This window comes from Paraburkholderia domus (assembly GCF_905220705.1).
GTDB classification, from domain to species: Bacteria; Pseudomonadota; Gammaproteobacteria; order Burkholderiales; family Burkholderiaceae; genus Paraburkholderia; species Paraburkholderia domus.
Genome location: NZ_CAJNAT010000017.1, coordinates 143,228 through 159,106, shown reverse-complemented (window position 1 = coordinate 159,106; position 15,879 = coordinate 143,228). Strand labels below are relative to the sequence as shown.

Below are 15,879 nucleotides of genomic sequence, written 5' to 3'. Positions count from 1 at the left end.
GCCTCGCGGCTCAGGCCTGGCCTTTCGGCCCCAGTTGGTGTCCTCGATGCTTCGCACCCCGCTGTTACCAGCGACGCACGATCGAGTAGGCTACTGCTGGCAGAACAGCAGATCTTGTCCAATTACTATCGGCAAGACAGTTGCGATAGCGACCTTCAGGTCGCACCTGTATTTTTATACAGTATATGCCAGCCTACCCGTCGAGGATATTTGATAATAGTTGATAAGTGGCTTAGTATCGGACCAGGACATTTTTGAGGGCACAGCCATGATTAGCGCAGACCTTGGGCAGCAACTTGAGGGGTACATCACCAAGCTGGTCGAGACGGGCCGCTATGGCTCGAAAAGCGAAGTCTTGCGCGAAGGCGTGAGGCTCATTCAGGACCGTGAGACGCAGCTTGTCGCGCTGGATACCGTGATCGAGCGCGGCATTGCCGATTCCGATGCAGGCCGGGGCAAGCCCGCCGAGGAAGTGTTCGACCGTCTCGAAGCGAAGTATCTGGCGATGGCGAACGGCAAGCCATGATCGTTCGGATTTTGCCCGCCGCTGAGGCCGAACTCGAAGCCATCGGCGATTACATCGCCCGAGACAATCCCCGCCGCGCCGTGAGCTTCGTGCGTGAGCTGCGCGACAAGTGTTTGAGTCTGGCAGATATGGCACTCGCGTTTCCGCTTGTGCCTCGCTACGAGGATCGCGGCGTGCGGCACCGGGTTCACGGCAACTATCAGATTTTCTATCGCGTCGTCGGCCTGCCCGCCGAGCGGATCGACATTATTCATGTTCTGCACGGTGCGCGGGACTTTGCCGCGATTCTCTTTCCGTAGCCAGAAAAACAAAGGCCCGAAGCGCGGCAACGCTTCGGGCCTCTACCGTCAAACAATGCAGGAGTAAGACGGGTCCAACGAGAAGCCGATTATACCGGCTCGACGGCATCAAGGCCACACCTAACCCTACTCCGCGCCGTGCCGGTGCTGCGCGCCCCTTGCGGGGCTTGCTGGTCGTTCCGCGTGATCGTGGCAGCTCGTCGGGGTCGGTCAGTCGCTATCGACCTTGAATCTGCCACACGCCCCGGCTTTCCCGGTCAAGGGGCTTTCGCGGCATATCCTCGCCCGCTGCGCGGACTGCGGTATCCCACGACCCCTTGACCGCGCAGGTTCGTGCAGCAGACCGGGCTTACCGCGACCGACCGACCCCGACGAGCAGAACCACCAGGCGCCCTCGCGCGCTCTACTCCCAACGCTCACCACTCGGAGCAGCAACCTTGATGCCAGTGGCCGAGTAAATATTTTTGTGTTTTCTATTTACTTCTATTGACTTTTAAGGGGCCATCGCCGATAATACATACATCGAGGCGCTAAACAGTACGGCGCACCGATAGCCGGGAAACAAGCGGCGGCAACCGCTCCCGGCTTTACCTCAACTACGCAGGAGTACGAAACATGCAACTCGCTTCCAAGTTTGGCCGCACGGCCCCGGTTCTCCGTTCGCCGGTTCCCCTCACGGATGACCAAATCCAAGCCGTGGCCCCGTCGATCTTTGCCGCACAGGCACACGACAGCCGCTCGGCGCGTTACACCTACATTCCGACTATCGACGCTTTGAACGGCCTGCGCCGCGAAGGCTTCCAGCCCTTCATGGTCGCGCAAACCCGCGTGCGCGACGAAGGCAAGCGCGAGCACACGAAGCACCTGATCCGGCTACGCCACGCCAACCAGATCACCGGCAAGGTGGCGAACGAAATCATTCTTTTGAACAGCCACGATGGAACATCGAGCTTTCAGATGCTTGCGGGCGTGCTCCGGTTCGTGTGCTGCAACGGCATGGTGTGCGGTACGAACGTCGGCGAGGTTCGCGTGCCGCATAAAGGCGATGTAGTCGGCGAAGTGATCGACGGCGCATTCCGTGTGCTGAACAACTTCGAGGTAGCCGACGAGCAACGCGAGGGTATGCAATCCCTCACGCTTTCCGAAGGCGCACAAACCGCGTTTGCCCGTGCCGCGCTTGAATTGAAGTGGGACACGGAGGACGCACCGGCACCCGTCACCGAACGCCAGATTTTGCGCCCGCGCCGCATGGAGGACGGCGGCTCAGACCTCTGGACGACCTTTAACCGCGTGCAGGAAAACATGACCAAGGGCGGGCTTCGTGGCCGCGCCGCGAACGGTCGCGCGACGACGACGCGCGAGGTAAGCGGCATTGACCAGAACGTGAAACTCAATCGCGCGTTGTGGGTTCTGGCCGACGAAATGCGCAAGATCATCGGCTAACGCGGAAGGCTACCGGGTGAGGCAACCCGCCCGGTAGATCCATCGGACAGACGGAGCAAACGAACATGGAAAAGGTTTTCTATATTCCCGGCTCGCCGACCGCGATTGATTACGCGCTCGAACTTGGGAACGGCCTGGTAGTGACGAACTTGACGCGCGAGACGCTGGAACAGCTTGCCGAGCGTTACCTCGGCGTTGTGCTGGGTGACGAAGATACATTCATCCAGCAGCAGGAGCGCGCGCTAGGCTCGACTCCCGAGGAAATCACGGAGGCCGAATATTACGCGGCGCTCGCGATGCCTAACCCGCTTGTGTGGCAGTTGGGCGACGATATCGAATCGTTCAAGGGCAGCGAATATATCGCGGGCAATGTGACGACGGTGTACGCGCGCAAGGGGCATCGTTTCTGGCGGTTCCGTGGGGTTGCCACCCTCCCCCACGCCTTCATTGTGCAGAAGATCAAGCACCATTGAGGAACCAGCGCGCGCCGTGCCGTTGATCGGTATTGACCGCAGGCGGATAATTCAAACTTTCACACTCCACCAAATGCGAACGATCATGGCAGCAGACAAGATGACGGCGAAGGACTTCAAGGCGGTTATGCCGCGTCTAAAGCGAATGACGGTCGGAAGCGTCGACATCGCGCGGCGCGTGCTGGTTGACGGTATCTCACAGGTGGACGCCGCGAACGAAAGCGGGTTGACCAAGCAGCGGGTTGGCGCGCTCGTTAAGGCTGTGTTGGCGGCGGCACGGGAAATCCCGGCAGATTGGGAACAGGTGGAGGTGTGGCTACCGCCCGAGCTGGCCGCGCAGGTTCGCCAGATGGCGACGGAGGCAAAGGCGCGCATCGACGCCGGAACGTGAGGGAAAGGATATGTCGGCCCGTGATGACCTGCTAGGAGAGCGCGCCATTCTTGGGGCGGGCGTCGCCGACCGACCTTTTCGACTGTCAGGCGGCGTTGCCTTTCCTGCGGGCGCGCAGTAGCGTGGAAATGCTCACCCCCGATTGCTCGGCGGCCTGCTGGTAGGTCACTCCCTGCCTGATCAGGGACAAACCCTTGTTCACCAGGCGCGGTGTCGCGTTGGGCCGGCCGAGGCGCTTGCCCCTGGCGCGCGCATGGGCCAGGCCAGAGCGGACACGCTCCCGAATAAGCTCCCTTTCGAATTCCGCGACCGCCGAGAGCAAATGCGCCTGCATCCGGCCCCCTGGTGTGCTCATGTCGATCTGACCAGGTACCACGAAAGCCACTCCAAGCGCTTCCAGTTCCGCCATTGTCAGGATCAGGTCCTGCACGCTGCGTCCCCAACGGTCCAAGGCCTGGACCGGGATCACATCGACGGCGCGGGTGCGCGCCAGTTGCATGACCGCTTCGCGCAGCGGCCGCTTTTGTGACGCGCCGCTGACGGTTTCCTGCATCTCCCGCACGATCTTCCAGCCGCGGGCTTTCGCATAGTTGCGCAATTCCCGCCGCTGCCGGTCGGTGGATTGGTCCGGGGTGGGCACTCGGGTATAGACCGCTGCACGCATGGTCAAAAACCCCTCCGATTCTCGTGCCCAGGCCTCAGTCCTGGCGGGCCTTGCAGAGCATCGTTTTTGATCGTCAAAATCAGGTGATTCTGACGGTCGTTTACTAAGCTTAGATGACTATGCCAAACGCAACCAGCGCCACGGTTTACCGGCTCCACGTATGGATTCGCCAGATCAGTCCGATGATCTGGCGCCGATTACTCGTACGCAGTGACAGCACGATCGCCGACTTGCATTACGCGCTGCAGATCTTCAAATGAATCAGCAAGTCGTGTTTCTGTCGGATGGCGGCGACACCGTGCGTGATCTGCAGCACTATCTCAGCCCGGAATCCGAGCATCTGCTCGACTGGTTCCACATCACCATGCGCTTGACCGTCATGAGGCAGATGATCAAAGGGATGACGGCGGAACTGAAGGCCGGTGACAAATGTCCGGAAACTGCAACAGGGCTGGTCGATCTGGAGAAACATCTGGAAAGCGTCAAATGGAATCTCTGGCATGGCAATGTTCCGCACGCCCTGCAACGGATTGATGACCTGGACGACGATCTGGAGATGCTGGAAGAGAACCCGCCAAACAGGAAGAAACTGGAGAAGGCAGCACGGGAATTCCGCACCTATATCGGGGCCAACGAGGCGTTCATTCCGAACTACGGGGACCGCTACCGGCACGATGAGACGAATTCCACGGCGTTTGTCGAGTCGACCGTGAACTATGTGGTCAGCAAGCGCTTTGTGGAAAAGCAGCAGATGCGTTGGACCCAGCGCGGCGCGCATTTGCTGCTGCAAACCCGTGTGCAGGTCCTGAACGATCATCTGCGGAAAACCTTCGTCCGCTGGTTTCCCGGAATGAGACCGGAAGAACCTGCGGCGCTAAAGGAGGCGGCATAGAAGTTTCAGCCCCCGGAATGACGCGCTCTCCTAATGCCGTGCAAGGCAGCTTGTGCACATTTACGTTACGCGTAACGAAATACTGCATTTATCGTTATGAATAACGTAAAATAGATGTGGTCAACCGCACCAGGATGGATCATGCCTTCACCGGCAAACGACAAGGTAACCGGCACCACGGAAAAGCGTGGCCGTGGCCGGCCACGGAAACCGGATGCGATGTCGAACGCCGAGCGTCAGGCAGCGTGGCGAGCCCGACATGGCGCGCGCACAAAATCCGTTACGGTAACGAAAAATACCCCTCCGCCTGCCGACGCCCATGACGACCTGGTGCGGGAGTGCGAGCAGCTGCGTGGGGAACTGGTACAGGCGCGGCGCGAGCTTAAGACTGTGTCACGGGCGAAGCCGTCTGCCCAAGCTCCTTCTGACGTGGCGACAGTCCTCGGACGGCTTCCGCGTCAGGAAGACACCGATTCTGGCGAGCGGCGTCTGCACCTGACGATGACTGGCACCCAGTTTTTCGCGCTGGAGCGGCTGGTCGCGCACTTCGGCCTGTCCCGGCGCGCGGTGATCGAGCGCCTGATCGACTGGGCCGACGACACGTTTTCGAGGTCACTTTACGACGACGAAGCCGCATTTAACCGTTACATCGACCGTGACCGTAACGAAAAATAATCCCCTATTGACTGGATCGGCGCGAGCCAGTTCAAGATCCTGCAGGACCGGTTCCGCCAGTGGTGCATGACTGGCCACGTCCCTGAACGCATGATGTAACCGGTTTTGACAACACACAGGCACCTTGAATGGCGGCACCCTGCGAAGCATGGCCGGCGGGTTGGTTGATCACACGCCGTCGTCCGCTTGCCACCGCCACACGAGATGCTCGTCACGATCCCTTTGCAGCCGAGCGCCGCAATAACCGGGGGTCTGTCAACCACTCATCACGCGTTCCAACCACGACGAGCGCGAAGTCCGGATGATTGGGATTGAGCAAATAATTGGATTCTGCAGGAACGACCGCACTGGGAACAGCCAGCACGGCGCTGGTTCGCTTCCGCTCCCACGCCGATCCAAGTTCCTGCAGTTCGGCCCGCGCTGAAATGTCCCGCCAGTCGCGAGGCAAACTGGCGGGATCAATACGTTCGACGATTTTCTCCGGAATACTGGCCGGGATCATCACATAGCGGGCACGTAGCGGTGAATCCTGGACCAACATCTCGAGCAGCGCGAGCGATTGCGTCTGCGCCGTATACACCATCGCGACGCCTTTGGGGTTCCACCGGCCACCGTACAATCGCGCTCCTTCCCCAGAAAAAGCGGTATCCGCATATCGTTCAGTCACCACCCGCCATGCCGTGAACATCACGCAAACACGCCATGCTCGATGCGTCCTAGCGTATCCATCACGCTATCGGTGCCAATGTCGGTATCGACAAGACTCAGCGGCGTGGCGTCTTCCAGGGCAGCAACCGGCATCTTAAGCCAGGCGAGTGCCAGGTCGAGATCATCAAACACCTCGGCAGCGCGCGCGGCGACACGCGCGAGTCGCAGCAGCTTGGCTGACTCCTCACGACTCAACACCCCTTCCCGCTTGCGACGCGCCAAGGTCCGCTCCGGGATATCGAGCGCCTGCGCCAGTTCTGCTTGCGAAAGTCCGATGGATTTGAGCATCGCGTCCAGCGCCCGCGACGAAATGCCGTGGCGGACGACCTCCACCCATTCAAGGCCCGATCGGGGAGAACGCGGAAATACCGACCGGCCTCCCAGCAATGAATCGGCTGATACCTTCTCGATGACGTTCATCGGTTTCACCTCCTGCCATTTGGCATCTATTTTATACCAAAATGGCATAGACGGTAGTTGCTGCCAAGGCATCGCCGGTCCGGGCCGGACTGCCGGCTACTTTCAGCGAAAGATCGCGCCCCCCTTGGGGGACATCGACGACAAGCCCAGGCACTGCTCCGACGAGAAGGTGCGCTCGTATGCCAGGAATCCGGAGACGCTGGCGTATGGGAGCGAAGGAAGGCTGAGGCGGGCGATGCGCCACAGGTAGGCTGCGGAGGCCCACGACGGCACCTCACGGAGTCGCAAGGCTATCAAGGTATTTCTGCGTCGGCTTCGGCGTACCAGGTATCGCGCCGATGACCGAGCCCCGGTGAGATGCGAGCGCCTCGAGATTCAACACCTGCGCGCCAGCGGCTTCGAGTTGATCGAGCAAGCGAGTCTTTCCACAACCAGTCGAGCCCGACAGGACCACATACGAGAACTCACGCGGCCGCGTGGCCAGTTGTTCGTTGACCCATCGTCGATAGCCCTTCCAACCGCCAGGCAGACGGTCCACCTTATAACCGATCGTATCGAGAGCATCAAACCAAAGGAGACTGCGCTTTCCGCCGCGAAAGCAATATACAAGCACCCTTCCATGACGCGTGCGGCCCGCAATTACGGTGTCAAGATGACGCGAAATGTTTTTCAGCAAATAGGCGACGCCGATCAGATAAGCCCGCATTTTGTCGGTCCGATGCAATGCGCCGACCTCAGCGTATTCGTCATTACTGACCACGGGTAGGTCGATTGCCTCTGGGATGTGATCCACGGCGTATTCGCGTTCGCTGCGCGCGTCGATGATGAGGACGTAATCTTCGAATCGGTACATGTGCACCTGCCGTCTGAGTGTCGGCGTGCAATGCGTGTTCGTTACGCCGTTTTGTTAAGACTCAATACGTCGAACAATTGGCCGTCTTCGCAGCTGGAATCTGTATTGCTTTGCCGGTTGCCGGGCTACGGCCTACGCGTGGGGGCGCTCACCACTCGAGAATGAACCGAATCCGATAAGTTGCACGGTTTCGTGCCCTGCCACCGCCGTGGTCACCGTGTCGATATGCGCGTCGATCGCCTCGCCGGTAGCCATCGCGCTTTCACACTTTGCGGCGGCGACCGTATCAACCAGTTCCTGCTTATTCATCGTCTACCCCTGTCAAGCGTTCATGAGACCGTTCGTGCGAACCGCGGCCGCCGGTAACGCCACCCTTCCGCTCGTCGGCGCATTCGCGCAAACCTGACCGCATCCTTTGACTCCAGATATTCCTAGGGCCGCCAGTGATTCAAAAAGGTAGCGACAGCGACCTGCTTGGAAACGCGCAGGTGCTCATGCGGACACTCACGCCGATGCGCGACACGAATTCATGCGCCCGAATACGAATTGCCCCAGGTACCAAACCAGTTCCGTATTCGCGACGATGTCCTCCTCCGCTACAGTTACGGCCTCGATCTTCATACGACGCAGCATGAGCTTGCCCTCCCTCGACGCAACCCATGCGCGGACCAGTTCTTTGCGGGTTTTAGCGTCCGCCGCGTTGAAGTGTTCGCGGCCCTTACGCGACTCCTCGTTCATGCGTGCACGGACTTCTTCTTCGCGCGAAGCGATGCTGCGTGCGACCGAACTCTGGATCTCGGTTTTTACGACATCCGCTTCAGTCTCTTCGGTAAGTAGCTTCGCCTGAACCTCGACCATCTTCCGCTCGGCTTCAGACATCTTCCAGTTATCGCGTAGGGCTCGCATCAGGTAGCCGGCGGGACTCCTTTTTATCTGTCCACGATTGAGCTTGAATCGCGTGTATTCGACAGCCTGCTGGATGTGCGCATCGGTCCAGACTTCGCGGTTCTCGGAAATCTCGCTGAACTGCGCGGTAGACAGGTTGAATTCTTCTTTGAGAATTTTGTACAGGTGGCTGGCGTCAGCCAAGCTGGCCAGCGCAGCGTCGGCGGTATCCTTGCGCTTGAGCAGGAACCTTATGCGGTCGATTTTCTTCGACGTGCTGGACTCGGTCCTGGTCTCATAGGACAGATCGATGTCCGACACCTCATTGATTTCACGCACAGCCGGTTCTAGCCAGTCACGCTTGAAGTATTTGAAGATGGCGGCGTTCGCTCCCATTCTGCCGGGCCAGTTTCGCATGTCTTCCAGCGGTATCCATTCCGTTCTGCCATTTGGGACACTGGGAAGGACCTGGTCATAAATCGCGCGCGCTAGGCTGCGTGTAAAAGCCGTCGATATACGCAGGCTCAACCAGTGGGATTTTTTTGGGTCCCGGATTTGCGGGACTAGGCGAGGGTGCACGTCGAATCGAATGCGCCCCCTGTGGAAGCCGACCATGCCCATCAACTGGACTGATACCCACAGATCGTTTTCGTTCGGGTCCCGATCGATTGGTGTATCGGTAACCTGGATTTTCGCGTCCTGAGCTTCTTCCGCGATAGTGCGCAAGTGCTTGAGATTGCGGCTGTCATAGCGCATCAACCACTTGAAGTAGTTCAGTTCAACGTCGTACTGGTCCCGTGCTTCCTGCTCCTGGGCGACAATGAAATACGCGGCGTCAAGAAAGCGCCGCGCCGGCAACCCCATGTTGACGACTTGAGTGAAGAAGTTGTTGCGCTGGTATCCGATTTCACGATTGGCTTCGCTGATGGGCAAACCCAAGTCGAACATGTCCTCGAACAGCGCGAGCGCCATCTGTCGCGGTGTCACTTTCGACTTGCCTTCGTCCGGATTGTCCTCCGCCGCCATATTCTCATCCGTTCTTCATTTTCGCTTTTGGGAATGTAGCATTCGTGGGTGAGCTGTCAACACATACAACCTCACCATCAGCAGGTCGCACTGGTTGTCTGCGGCCTACGCTCTTCCGCCATGCACAATGAACCTCACCGCAGCACAATCAACCTCACCACGATGAACCCGTATCTCCCGTCAACCGCTTATCCCGTGTGATTGGAATTAGCTCCTGCGCCACTATGCACAGTCAACCTCACCGTGGTACGCGCCAGCGAATCCCGCACATCTGACCTCACCTTCGTGTGGAACCGGCCTCACCTTGGCCACACAATGAAACTCACCTTTGTGCACATCTGACCTCACCTTTGACACAACGGACCTCACCTTTTGGAGGTTAAGACTTTGAAATTAAACAAAGTCACGTGCCTCTGTTGGTTCGTTGGGTTGTTTGATTTTTTAAAAAAAACAAACCAACCCGTTACTAGGAAGCAACTTGGCGAGCGTCCCTGATGGTGAGGTTGATTGTGAGGAGCAGCAGTTTCGGTCCGGCTCCTGTTCCGTTTCAACAGAAACACGTTTTCGATTCGTAAAGCACCCTATTGACGGTGAGGTTCATTGTGCACTCACACTTGTATAAAAACCTCCGCGCGTGCGAGGCGGTCAAAATCAGAGAGGAAGGTGAGGTCAATTGTGCTGGGTGAGACAACTCGAAGCGCGCCGATATGTTCGTAGCACAATGAACCTCACCATGTGCCATTTTTTTGTGCAAATGTCGATGTGCGCGGCGATTCTGCTTTCAGAATTAGCACAAGCGACCTCACCTTGAACGACCATCTGGCGACCGGCGCGCGAACTACAGTGCCTATCGGCGACAATTCTGCCGAATGGCAGTGGTCTGGAAGAGCAGGAAGTGTCTCTTCTATGCGTGTCGGCCGCACTCCAGTCGACCAGAAACGCGCAATGACGCGTGGTTTTTCAGGAAAAACAGCCGTTTATAGAGCTATTTTCATGTGTTTCCTGTATTCTGAGGTTCATCGAAATTTACGGATGAACCTCAGAATGGTGAAAACGAGCCAACTTCCTGCCGTAGACCGAACGGTTCCTCTTGAGCAGATTAGCCAGTTCGCTGAAAAGGTCTCAATTTTCACGGATGAACTGCGTAACACCATTCTTGCACCCCGACCGCGAAAAGCTGCGCCTGTTTTCAAAACAGGGGAAATTGCCGAGATGTGCAACATCTCTCATTCCCAGGTCCAATACCTCGCAACCAAGAGCGACGGAGAGTTGCCGCCAGGCACCGCTGCCGGTACCGGGCGGACCCGCACATTCACTCTGGAGGAAGCGCGCCTTTGGGTCCAGAAAGTCTCCGACATCTATCAGACTCCACTCGTTACCGGAACACGTGAACCTGAAGGGAAAATCGTCATAACGGCCCAATTGAAGGGCGGCTCGGCAAAGACAACCACAACTATGTGTCTCGCACAAGGACTGACGTTGCGCGGGCGCAAGGTGCTTGTCATCGACCTTGACCCTCAGGCCTCGCTTTCCGAACTATGCGGCTTGTACGCGGAAAAGGATGTGACGCCGGATGACACCGTGTTGCCGTATATCTACGACCAGGACGTCGAGGGTGGCCTGGAAACAAGGGTCCAGTCGACTTACTGGGATGGGCTTGACGTGATTCCGGCTCACACCGAATTGATTGGTGCGGAGTTCCATTTGCCGGCAATGCAGAAGATGAGGCCCGGCTTCCGGTTCTGGACGGTGCTTCGGCAAGGTCTCGAGCCACTACGCAAGCGCTACGACTACATCCTCATGGACACGTCGCCTTCGCTGTCGTACCTCAACCTGAATGCACTGCTGGCGGCGGATGCCATGGTCATGCCGATGGTTCCCGAAAATCTGGACTTCATCAGCTCGCTTTCGTTCTGGCGACTGTTTTCAGATGTATCCAAGAGTTTCATCAAGTACGAGCAGGACAAGAAATACGACTTTATTTCGCTGATGCTTTCGAGGGTCGATTACGGGCGCACGTCGTCCGCACCTATCGTGCGTGCATGGGCACAGAGCGCATACGAGAGCTGGCTGCATTCGATTGAAGTGCCGGCCAGTTCGGTGATGAGCACAGGAGCGTTGGCATTTTCAACGGTATTCGACGTAAGCAGTACCCATAGCGCAGCTAAGTCGTTGCAGCGTGTACGACAGCCCCTTGTCGATTACTGCCGTTGGGTGGACGAAATCTATGCGGAAAAATGGAGGAACGCGCAATGAGCAACATGCGAGAGCAGCTGCTGGCCAAGACGTCCGGTATCCGGACGACCTCATCTATCAAGGAAGATGAGGTCAAGCGTAGCAACCGAACGCAGACGGCGCCTGGCCTCGCGGGTGCGCTTGCGGTAGCGCAACTACGTGTCCAAGAGCTGGAGTCTACTGGCGCCGCGTCGCAATTGTCTGTGTCCGACATCGTACCGAACCCCTGGCAGCCGCGGAGAGTATTCAACGAGGCGAAGCTGTCGGAGCTGGCCGAGTCCATTCGTGAAGTCGGGCTTATGCAGCCCATCGTGGTCCGCCGCGCCGACGATATCTATCAGATTGTGGCGGGCGAACGTCGGTGGCGCGCACATAAGATGGTGGGACTCGAAGCCATCAAGGCTGTTGTTGTGGAGTGCTCCGACGAAGACATGGCTGTGCTAGCCCTCGTGGAAAATGTTAGTCGTGACGACTTGTCCGACTATGAAGTTGCCATGTCCATGAGGCAGACGGAGAAGGAGTTCCCTGACCGTAAGCGGATGGCCGAGGCACTGGGTATGTCCCGCAGCGGGCTCTACCAGTTCCTCTCGTTTGAAAATCTACCGGACTTCATCAGGAAGGACCTCGACATTCAGCCGCGGTTGCTTGGCGGGACTGCTGCCCAAGCCATTGTTGCGGCCGTCAAGAAACACGGCGAAGACGGTGTGAACGCAGCAATGGAACTCTGGCCGCTCGTGGTGAAGGGCGACATGGACCAGGGGAAGGTGGCGGCGGCGATTAAGGCGTTGGCAACTCGTCGAACGACGACGAATTCTGCAAGCGAGCGGAGCATCGATAAGTTTTTCTCTGGCAAGGAACACGCGGGCTCCATTACCAAGGACATCAGCGGTATCACGGTGAAAATTAAGGCCGGCGTGCTCACGGACGCGCAGGAGACGCAGATTCGGGAGCTTATCAGCCAGATGTTCCACGCTCACCCGAAAGCAAACTGAGTAACGCTTCACCCTTAACTAAGCCCGCCTTGCGCGGGTTTTTTTCGTCCAGCCGCTCTTAAAGTGTCTAGAGTCTAGACACACCGCAGGCTGCGTCGCCGTCCGGCCCGGAGCAAGCGTGTCTAGACTCTAGACACGAGATTAGGTAGCGGTGAGCGGACGCCATGGGGCGACGCGACGACCAACGAAGAGCTGCGGCCCCCTCGGCGTGTCTAGAGTCTAGACACGCCGAGGGCAGCTGTCGGTTCCGAGCAGCGGGGTCTGCATCTCAGCAATTCACGGTTCCCGTAAGCGGCGATGGTTGCGGACGAGGCTTGAGCATGTCTAGACTCTAGACGCGCCCCTTCAATGGAATCAGCTATACAGGAGCTAGGCTGCTATTGAGAAGCTGGGCACGAGAGTCAGCAAATCAGCGCCGGCGCAGTAGCCTGATCAAGTTGAATCCGAAAAGCGTGCGACCCTAGGAGCCCTTCGTGGTAGACCCAGACTTGCGACAAGTATTCATCGCGGCGGCAAGTAAGCGTACCTGTTCACCATACCTTCGTCCTGAAAGATGCTGATTGTTGAGCAACGCCCGCTCTCGCAACCGGCTTCGGATTCGAGAAGATGCCTGACGAGCATCCGCCGCGACATCCACTTGCGGTGCTCTGGTACCCTTTGAAGGGCAAAGCCCCGCCCCCGCGGCAACCCCTAAGATCGCGACGAATCAGACTACAGTGGTCAGCAATGTTCGACTGTGGGCGCGGCCATCTCCTTGATGTTGTTTCGGGTCATGGTATTTCCTCTTGCAACTGTGTCCATGCCTTTGTGGATCAAGCAGGCGTGATTGTCATGACCGTATAGCGACATGTCTATATTTCTGCGTGCTCAAGTAGCGCCGCACTAGAACTTCCCTCCTCCAGTTCGCCGTCGATGCTACCTGACAGCAATTCAGACCGGTCCACACACGGCGATCACCTCTCTCTCGTAGCACCGACGATTTCAGCCATCAGGCTCGGGCCGGACTGGCGGCTGTCCAATAGGCCGGTCGTCAGCGGCGCAAGGCCTCCTCGGTTTGTAACGCACCGGCCAGTTGCGCAGGCGACAATTTCTCTAGCGTTTGCGGTGAGCGCCGGATCGTGATCGGCGAGGGACGCCGCGTCGATGACAGTTCATGACGGGCTTGAAGCTACGCGGCGCGTTGTGGCGTCGCACGGGCAAGCGGCTTTCGTGAAGGTCCAACGTATCGAAAATGCTCGCTGCGCCGATCATAGCGACGAGGAGACCATAATTGTGCGGCGCCACCCGGGAGTCGTGGGACGCCGACTGTGACCGTGTCACGCGCGAACGGGCCCGCTGCGTCTCCAGCGCGCGCTTCAGCGGTTCGTCGTCGACGTTACTGGCGGAAGGTCCGCAGATCGCTATGGTCCGTGTTTTCGAGCGCCGCAGATGCGTCCAGGCCGTCGCGGACCGCCTGAGCGAGCCCTTTGGCACAAGTGTGACGCAGCCAGTGCGCGGACGCGCGTTCAAACCGGTCGGCATCGACGAGCCGGCCGTGAGCGCGGGCGTAGGCAAACGCAAACGCCTCACTGCACAGTCCGGTGACCAGTTTCCAAATCGCCGTGCGGCTGCGGATGCCCTTGCGTTCACCCCAGCGGGAGCGTCGCACCGACAACAGCAGCGGCAGGTCTTCGTCCGGCAGCGGCACCGGTGGCAGGCCAAACGCGATTCGGTAGGCCTGCAGCGACAACGCTATCTCGTCGCACGGCACCCAGCGGCCCCTGCCGCCCTTCCAGTGGCTGTCGCGCTCAACGCGCAGCAGCCACTGGAAGGGCGGGGCGTCCGGAAACTCACGGCGGAGAGCATGCGGCACCGGCTCGATGCACACATGGCCCATCCGGCACTGCATCACCTCGGTGGTGCGCATGCCGGTCCGTTCCAACAGGTCCACCGCGAACAGGTCCACCGCGAACAGGTCGCGCGCATTCGCCTGGCGCGCCCCGCGGCCGGACTCCGCGCCCGGGCGGGCGGCAATCGCCGCACGCAGGAGCGCCGTGTCGTTCGGTGACAGGAAACGCCCCTGCTTTTCCGGCTCGCGTCGGCCCACCGTCGGCAGCCCGGTGGCCGGATTCAGCTGCAGGTAGCCGACGTCGCGCAGCCAGTCGAATAGCGACGTGACGATTTTCTGGGTCTGGCCCCCCGAGCGCTCGGTCAGTGGCCTGAGGAACGGCCGCCAGTCCGCCGCGCCGCACCCCGCGCACGCGGATCGACCACGGCGCTGGCACCTGCAGGAAGTCGATGTATGCGGAAAACTCATCCAGCCCCCACGCCGAAATGGGTGTATTCACCTTCCGTGCATACCAGAACAGGCGCTCGGCCTCGATGCGGTACTGTGCGAGCGTGGTTGCGGCTAGGCGCTCGCGGCCGGTCGCCTTGGCGGCGAGCCAGCGACCCACGACGTCCTCGTCGGACAGGCCACGTGGGGGATCGGACTTTCTCGCCGGTTCACGACCGGCCGGGTCGCCGCGGCCGTGAGGGCTGGATCCGGTTCAAAACGGTCAATCGTGCTCATCGAGCTGCTCCGGGACGAACCTGGTTGACGTGAGCAACGCAACTAACGGCCTACGCATTGCCCCCACGCGCAAGCCCGCTTGTGCGGGGCCGCAAGGCCTTGCAACGCAGTGGGGGCCCGCCAAGATTGGGAGCAGTTTAGCGGCGAGCTCGCTCACGGCGCAGCCGCCCCACGGCGCATGTTGATGCGCAGCTCGTGCGCCGGCCGCGCCGCGCACAGGAACGAAAAAAGTCAGCTGCCGCGCACGGGTGCGGGACGAACGGCAGCGCCGGTTCGTGCTCGCTGAAAGTGACGTCGATGAGCCCTCCATCCGCAAGGCGGATAACCGAGTGCGCGCAGAGGAGCAACTGCGGCCCGTCGGTGACCACAGCGAGCCAGCCCCGCACGGCCTGCGATTCCGGATGCGTGGCCACCCACGGGTCGACCGCATCGTGGCAGTTGGGTCTGGGCGTAACTGCTGGCCGCACGCGCGGAATTTCCCGGCCCGTTGGGCAGCGGGCAGAAGCCCCGACGAGCGCCCGCGCAAGCACGATCCGAATCTGGACGACCTCATCGAACTCGCGCGCGTCCTTCTCGCAGAGAACGCTCAGGACGGGCTCGGTCACGGCAAGTTCGTCCACGATATGACGCAGGGAGATTCCGTTTGTTCGGCACTCTCACTATTGCTGCAGTGGACGGCCGCGCAGGCCTGCATCGGGCCGGGCCAGCCGGGCGAGCCGTACGTCTCGCACCTGTGCCGGCAGCTCTCGGGCCGCGGCCGCCGTGGCCAGTACGGGCGGCCGTCACCCGCGGCGCGGCGCACCTGAACGTCGGCGAGCGCCATCTGGTGGCGATCCGGCAGATCCT

At 59.6% G+C, this 15,879-nt stretch carries 16 protein-coding genes and 2 pseudogenes; 11 read left to right on the top strand and 7 right to left on the bottom strand.

The features are described from left to right. Positions 1–268 precede the first annotated feature (268 nt). The 5 genes from KHO31_RS25415 (at position 269) to KHO31_RS25395 (ending at position 3,132) form a co-directional block, all read left to right on the top strand. On the top strand, positions 269–526 hold the full coding sequence (locus tag KHO31_RS25415) for a type II toxin-antitoxin system ParD family antitoxin (RefSeq protein WP_093642358.1): 258 nt from the start codon (positions 269–271) through the stop codon (positions 524–526). Further along, on the top strand, positions 523–825 hold the full coding sequence (locus tag KHO31_RS25410) for a type II toxin-antitoxin system RelE/ParE family toxin (protein WP_201078690.1): 303 nt from the start codon (positions 523–525) through the stop codon (positions 823–825). The genes KHO31_RS25415 and KHO31_RS25410 overlap by 4 nt, the downstream gene beginning before the upstream one ends. A 615-nt stretch (positions 826–1,440) precedes the next feature. Further along, the gene (locus KHO31_RS25405; protein ID WP_201078692.1) at positions 1,441–2,268 is read left to right on the top strand and encodes a DUF932 domain-containing protein; all 828 of its coding nucleotides are present in this window, start codon (positions 1,441–1,443) and stop codon (positions 2,266–2,268) included. 65 nt (positions 2,269–2,333) lie between these two features. Beyond that, the gene (locus KHO31_RS25400; RefSeq protein WP_201078694.1) at positions 2,334–2,741 is read left to right on the top strand and encodes a hypothetical protein; all 408 of its coding nucleotides are present in this window, start codon (positions 2,334–2,336) and stop codon (positions 2,739–2,741) included. Positions 2,742–2,826: 85 nt separating this feature from the next. Next, positions 2,827–3,132 (top strand): TrfB-related DNA-binding protein, encoded by a 306-nt coding sequence (locus KHO31_RS25395; RefSeq protein WP_201108956.1) that lies wholly within the window; start codon positions 2,827–2,829, stop codon positions 3,130–3,132. An 85-nt stretch (positions 3,133–3,217) separates the two neighbouring features. Here KHO31_RS25395 and KHO31_RS25390 read toward each other — a convergent pair whose 3' ends face one another. Next, entirely contained in the window at positions 3,218–3,796 is a 579-nt protein-coding gene (locus tag KHO31_RS25390; RefSeq protein WP_236071462.1) for a recombinase family protein, read from the bottom strand. Positions 3,797–3,909: 113 nt separating this feature from the next. Between KHO31_RS25390 and KHO31_RS40075 the strand changes: the two genes are divergently transcribed. From KHO31_RS40075 to KHO31_RS25375, 3 genes and pseudogenes are all read left to right on the top strand, one after another. After that, complete coding sequence (locus KHO31_RS40075; protein WP_201078698.1) at positions 3,910–4,056, top strand: IS1096 element passenger TnpR family protein; 147 nt, start codon at positions 3,910–3,912, stop codon at positions 4,054–4,056. Beyond that, a pseudogene (locus KHO31_RS25380) lies at positions 4,020–4,688 on the top strand (ISKra4 family transposase); the annotation flags it as partial. The gene KHO31_RS40075 and the pseudogene KHO31_RS25380, both read left to right, overlap by 37 nt. A 219-nt stretch (positions 4,689–4,907) precedes the next feature. Then, positions 4,908–5,363 carry a hypothetical protein gene (locus KHO31_RS25375; protein ID WP_236071451.1) on the top strand — a complete coding sequence of 152 codons (456 nt, stop codon included), beginning with the start codon at positions 4,908–4,910 and terminating at the stop codon, positions 5,361–5,363. A gap of 211 nt (positions 5,364–5,574) precedes the next feature. On the opposite strand, the gene KHO31_RS25370 is transcribed toward KHO31_RS25375, so the two are convergent. From KHO31_RS25370 to KHO31_RS25350, 5 genes and pseudogenes are all read right to left on the bottom strand, one after another. After that, on the bottom strand, positions 5,575–6,051 hold the full coding sequence (locus KHO31_RS25370) for an RES family NAD+ phosphorylase (RefSeq protein WP_201078901.1): 477 nt from the start codon (positions 6,049–6,051) through the stop codon (positions 5,575–5,577). Continuing rightward, positions 6,051–6,491 carry a type II RES/Xre toxin-antitoxin system antitoxin gene (gene parS, locus KHO31_RS25365; protein ID WP_007731380.1) on the bottom strand — a complete coding sequence of 147 codons (441 nt, stop codon included), beginning with the start codon at positions 6,489–6,491 and terminating at the stop codon, positions 6,051–6,053. Before parS ends, KHO31_RS25370 begins: the two co-directional genes overlap by 1 nt. A 274-nt stretch (positions 6,492–6,765) precedes the next feature. Continuing rightward, complete coding sequence (locus KHO31_RS25360) at positions 6,766–7,344, bottom strand: rhodanese-like domain-containing protein (protein ID WP_236071449.1); 579 nt, start codon at positions 7,342–7,344, stop codon at positions 6,766–6,768. Between the two features lie 61 nt (positions 7,345–7,405). After that, positions 7,406–7,653 (bottom strand): annotated as a pseudogene (locus tag KHO31_RS25355) (HU family DNA-binding protein). A gap of 195 nt (positions 7,654–7,848) precedes the next feature. Continuing rightward, positions 7,849–9,255, bottom strand: coding sequence for a replication initiation protein (locus KHO31_RS25350; RefSeq protein WP_201078702.1), 1,407 nt, complete (start codon positions 9,253–9,255; stop codon positions 7,849–7,851). 1,044 nt (positions 9,256–10,299) lie between these two features. On the opposite strand from KHO31_RS25350, the gene KHO31_RS25345 reads away from it, so the two are divergent. Together KHO31_RS25345 and KHO31_RS25340 are read left to right on the top strand one after the other, a co-directional pair. Further along, positions 10,300–11,511 carry a ParA family protein gene (locus tag KHO31_RS25345; RefSeq protein WP_201078903.1) on the top strand — a complete coding sequence of 404 codons (1,212 nt, stop codon included), beginning with the start codon at positions 10,300–10,302 and terminating at the stop codon, positions 11,509–11,511. Continuing rightward, positions 11,508–12,482, top strand: coding sequence for a ParB/RepB/Spo0J family partition protein (locus tag KHO31_RS25340; RefSeq protein ID WP_201078704.1), 975 nt, complete (start codon positions 11,508–11,510; stop codon positions 12,480–12,482). Before KHO31_RS25345 ends, KHO31_RS25340 begins: the two co-directional genes overlap by 4 nt. A gap of 1,375 nt (positions 12,483–13,857) precedes the next feature. On the opposite strand, the gene KHO31_RS25335 is transcribed toward KHO31_RS25340, so the two are convergent. Continuing rightward, positions 13,858–14,778 (bottom strand): site-specific integrase, encoded by a 921-nt coding sequence (locus KHO31_RS25335; protein ID WP_211624363.1) that lies wholly within the window; start codon positions 14,776–14,778, stop codon positions 13,858–13,860. Between the two features lie 686 nt (positions 14,779–15,464). Between KHO31_RS25335 and KHO31_RS25330 the strand changes: the two genes are divergently transcribed. Continuing rightward, on the top strand, positions 15,465–15,839 hold the full coding sequence (locus KHO31_RS25330; RefSeq protein ID WP_201078708.1) for a hypothetical protein: 375 nt from the start codon (positions 15,465–15,467) through the stop codon (positions 15,837–15,839). The last annotated feature ends 40 nt before the right edge of the window (positions 15,840–15,879 follow it).

Excerpts from the sequence above, each read along its gene's own strand:
- KHO31_RS25415 (WP_093642358.1), top strand. The coding sequence starts at position 269 with ATGATTAGCGCAGACCTTGGGCAGCAACTTGAGGGGTACATCACCAAG.
- KHO31_RS25410 (WP_201078690.1), top strand. The coding sequence starts at position 523 with ATGATCGTTCGGATTTTGCCCGCCGCTGAGGCCGAACTCGAAGCCATC.
- KHO31_RS25405 (WP_201078692.1), top strand. The coding sequence starts at position 1,441 with ATGCAACTCGCTTCCAAGTTTGGCCGCACGGCCCCGGTTCTCCGTTCG.
- KHO31_RS25400 (WP_201078694.1), top strand. The coding sequence starts at position 2,334 with ATGGAAAAGGTTTTCTATATTCCCGGCTCGCCGACCGCGATTGATTAC.
- KHO31_RS25395 (WP_201108956.1), top strand. The coding sequence starts at position 2,827 with ATGGCAGCAGACAAGATGACGGCGAAGGACTTCAAGGCGGTTATGCCG.
- KHO31_RS25390 (WP_236071462.1), bottom strand. The coding sequence starts at position 3,796 with ATGCGTGCAGCGGTCTATACCCGAGTGCCCACCCCGGACCAATCCACC.
- KHO31_RS40075 (WP_201078698.1), top strand. The coding sequence starts at position 3,910 with ATGACTATGCCAAACGCAACCAGCGCCACGGTTTACCGGCTCCACGTA.
- KHO31_RS25375 (WP_236071451.1), top strand. The coding sequence starts at position 4,908 with ATGTCGAACGCCGAGCGTCAGGCAGCGTGGCGAGCCCGACATGGCGCG.
- KHO31_RS25370 (WP_201078901.1), bottom strand. The coding sequence starts at position 6,051 with ATGTTCACGGCATGGCGGGTGGTGACTGAACGATATGCGGATACCGCT.
- parS (WP_007731380.1), bottom strand. The coding sequence starts at position 6,491 with ATGAACGTCATCGAGAAGGTATCAGCCGATTCATTGCTGGGAGGCCGG.
- KHO31_RS25360 (WP_236071449.1), bottom strand. The coding sequence starts at position 7,344 with ATGTACCGATTCGAAGATTACGTCCTCATCATCGACGCGCGCAGCGAA.
- KHO31_RS25350 (WP_201078702.1), bottom strand. The coding sequence starts at position 9,255 with ATGGCGGCGGAGGACAATCCGGACGAAGGCAAGTCGAAAGTGACACCG.
- KHO31_RS25345 (WP_201078903.1), top strand. The coding sequence starts at position 10,300 with ATGGTGAAAACGAGCCAACTTCCTGCCGTAGACCGAACGGTTCCTCTT.
- KHO31_RS25340 (WP_201078704.1), top strand. The coding sequence starts at position 11,508 with ATGAGCAACATGCGAGAGCAGCTGCTGGCCAAGACGTCCGGTATCCGG.
- KHO31_RS25335 (WP_211624363.1), bottom strand. The coding sequence starts at position 14,778 with ATGAGTTTTCCGCATACATCGACTTCCTGCAGGTGCCAGCGCCGTGGT.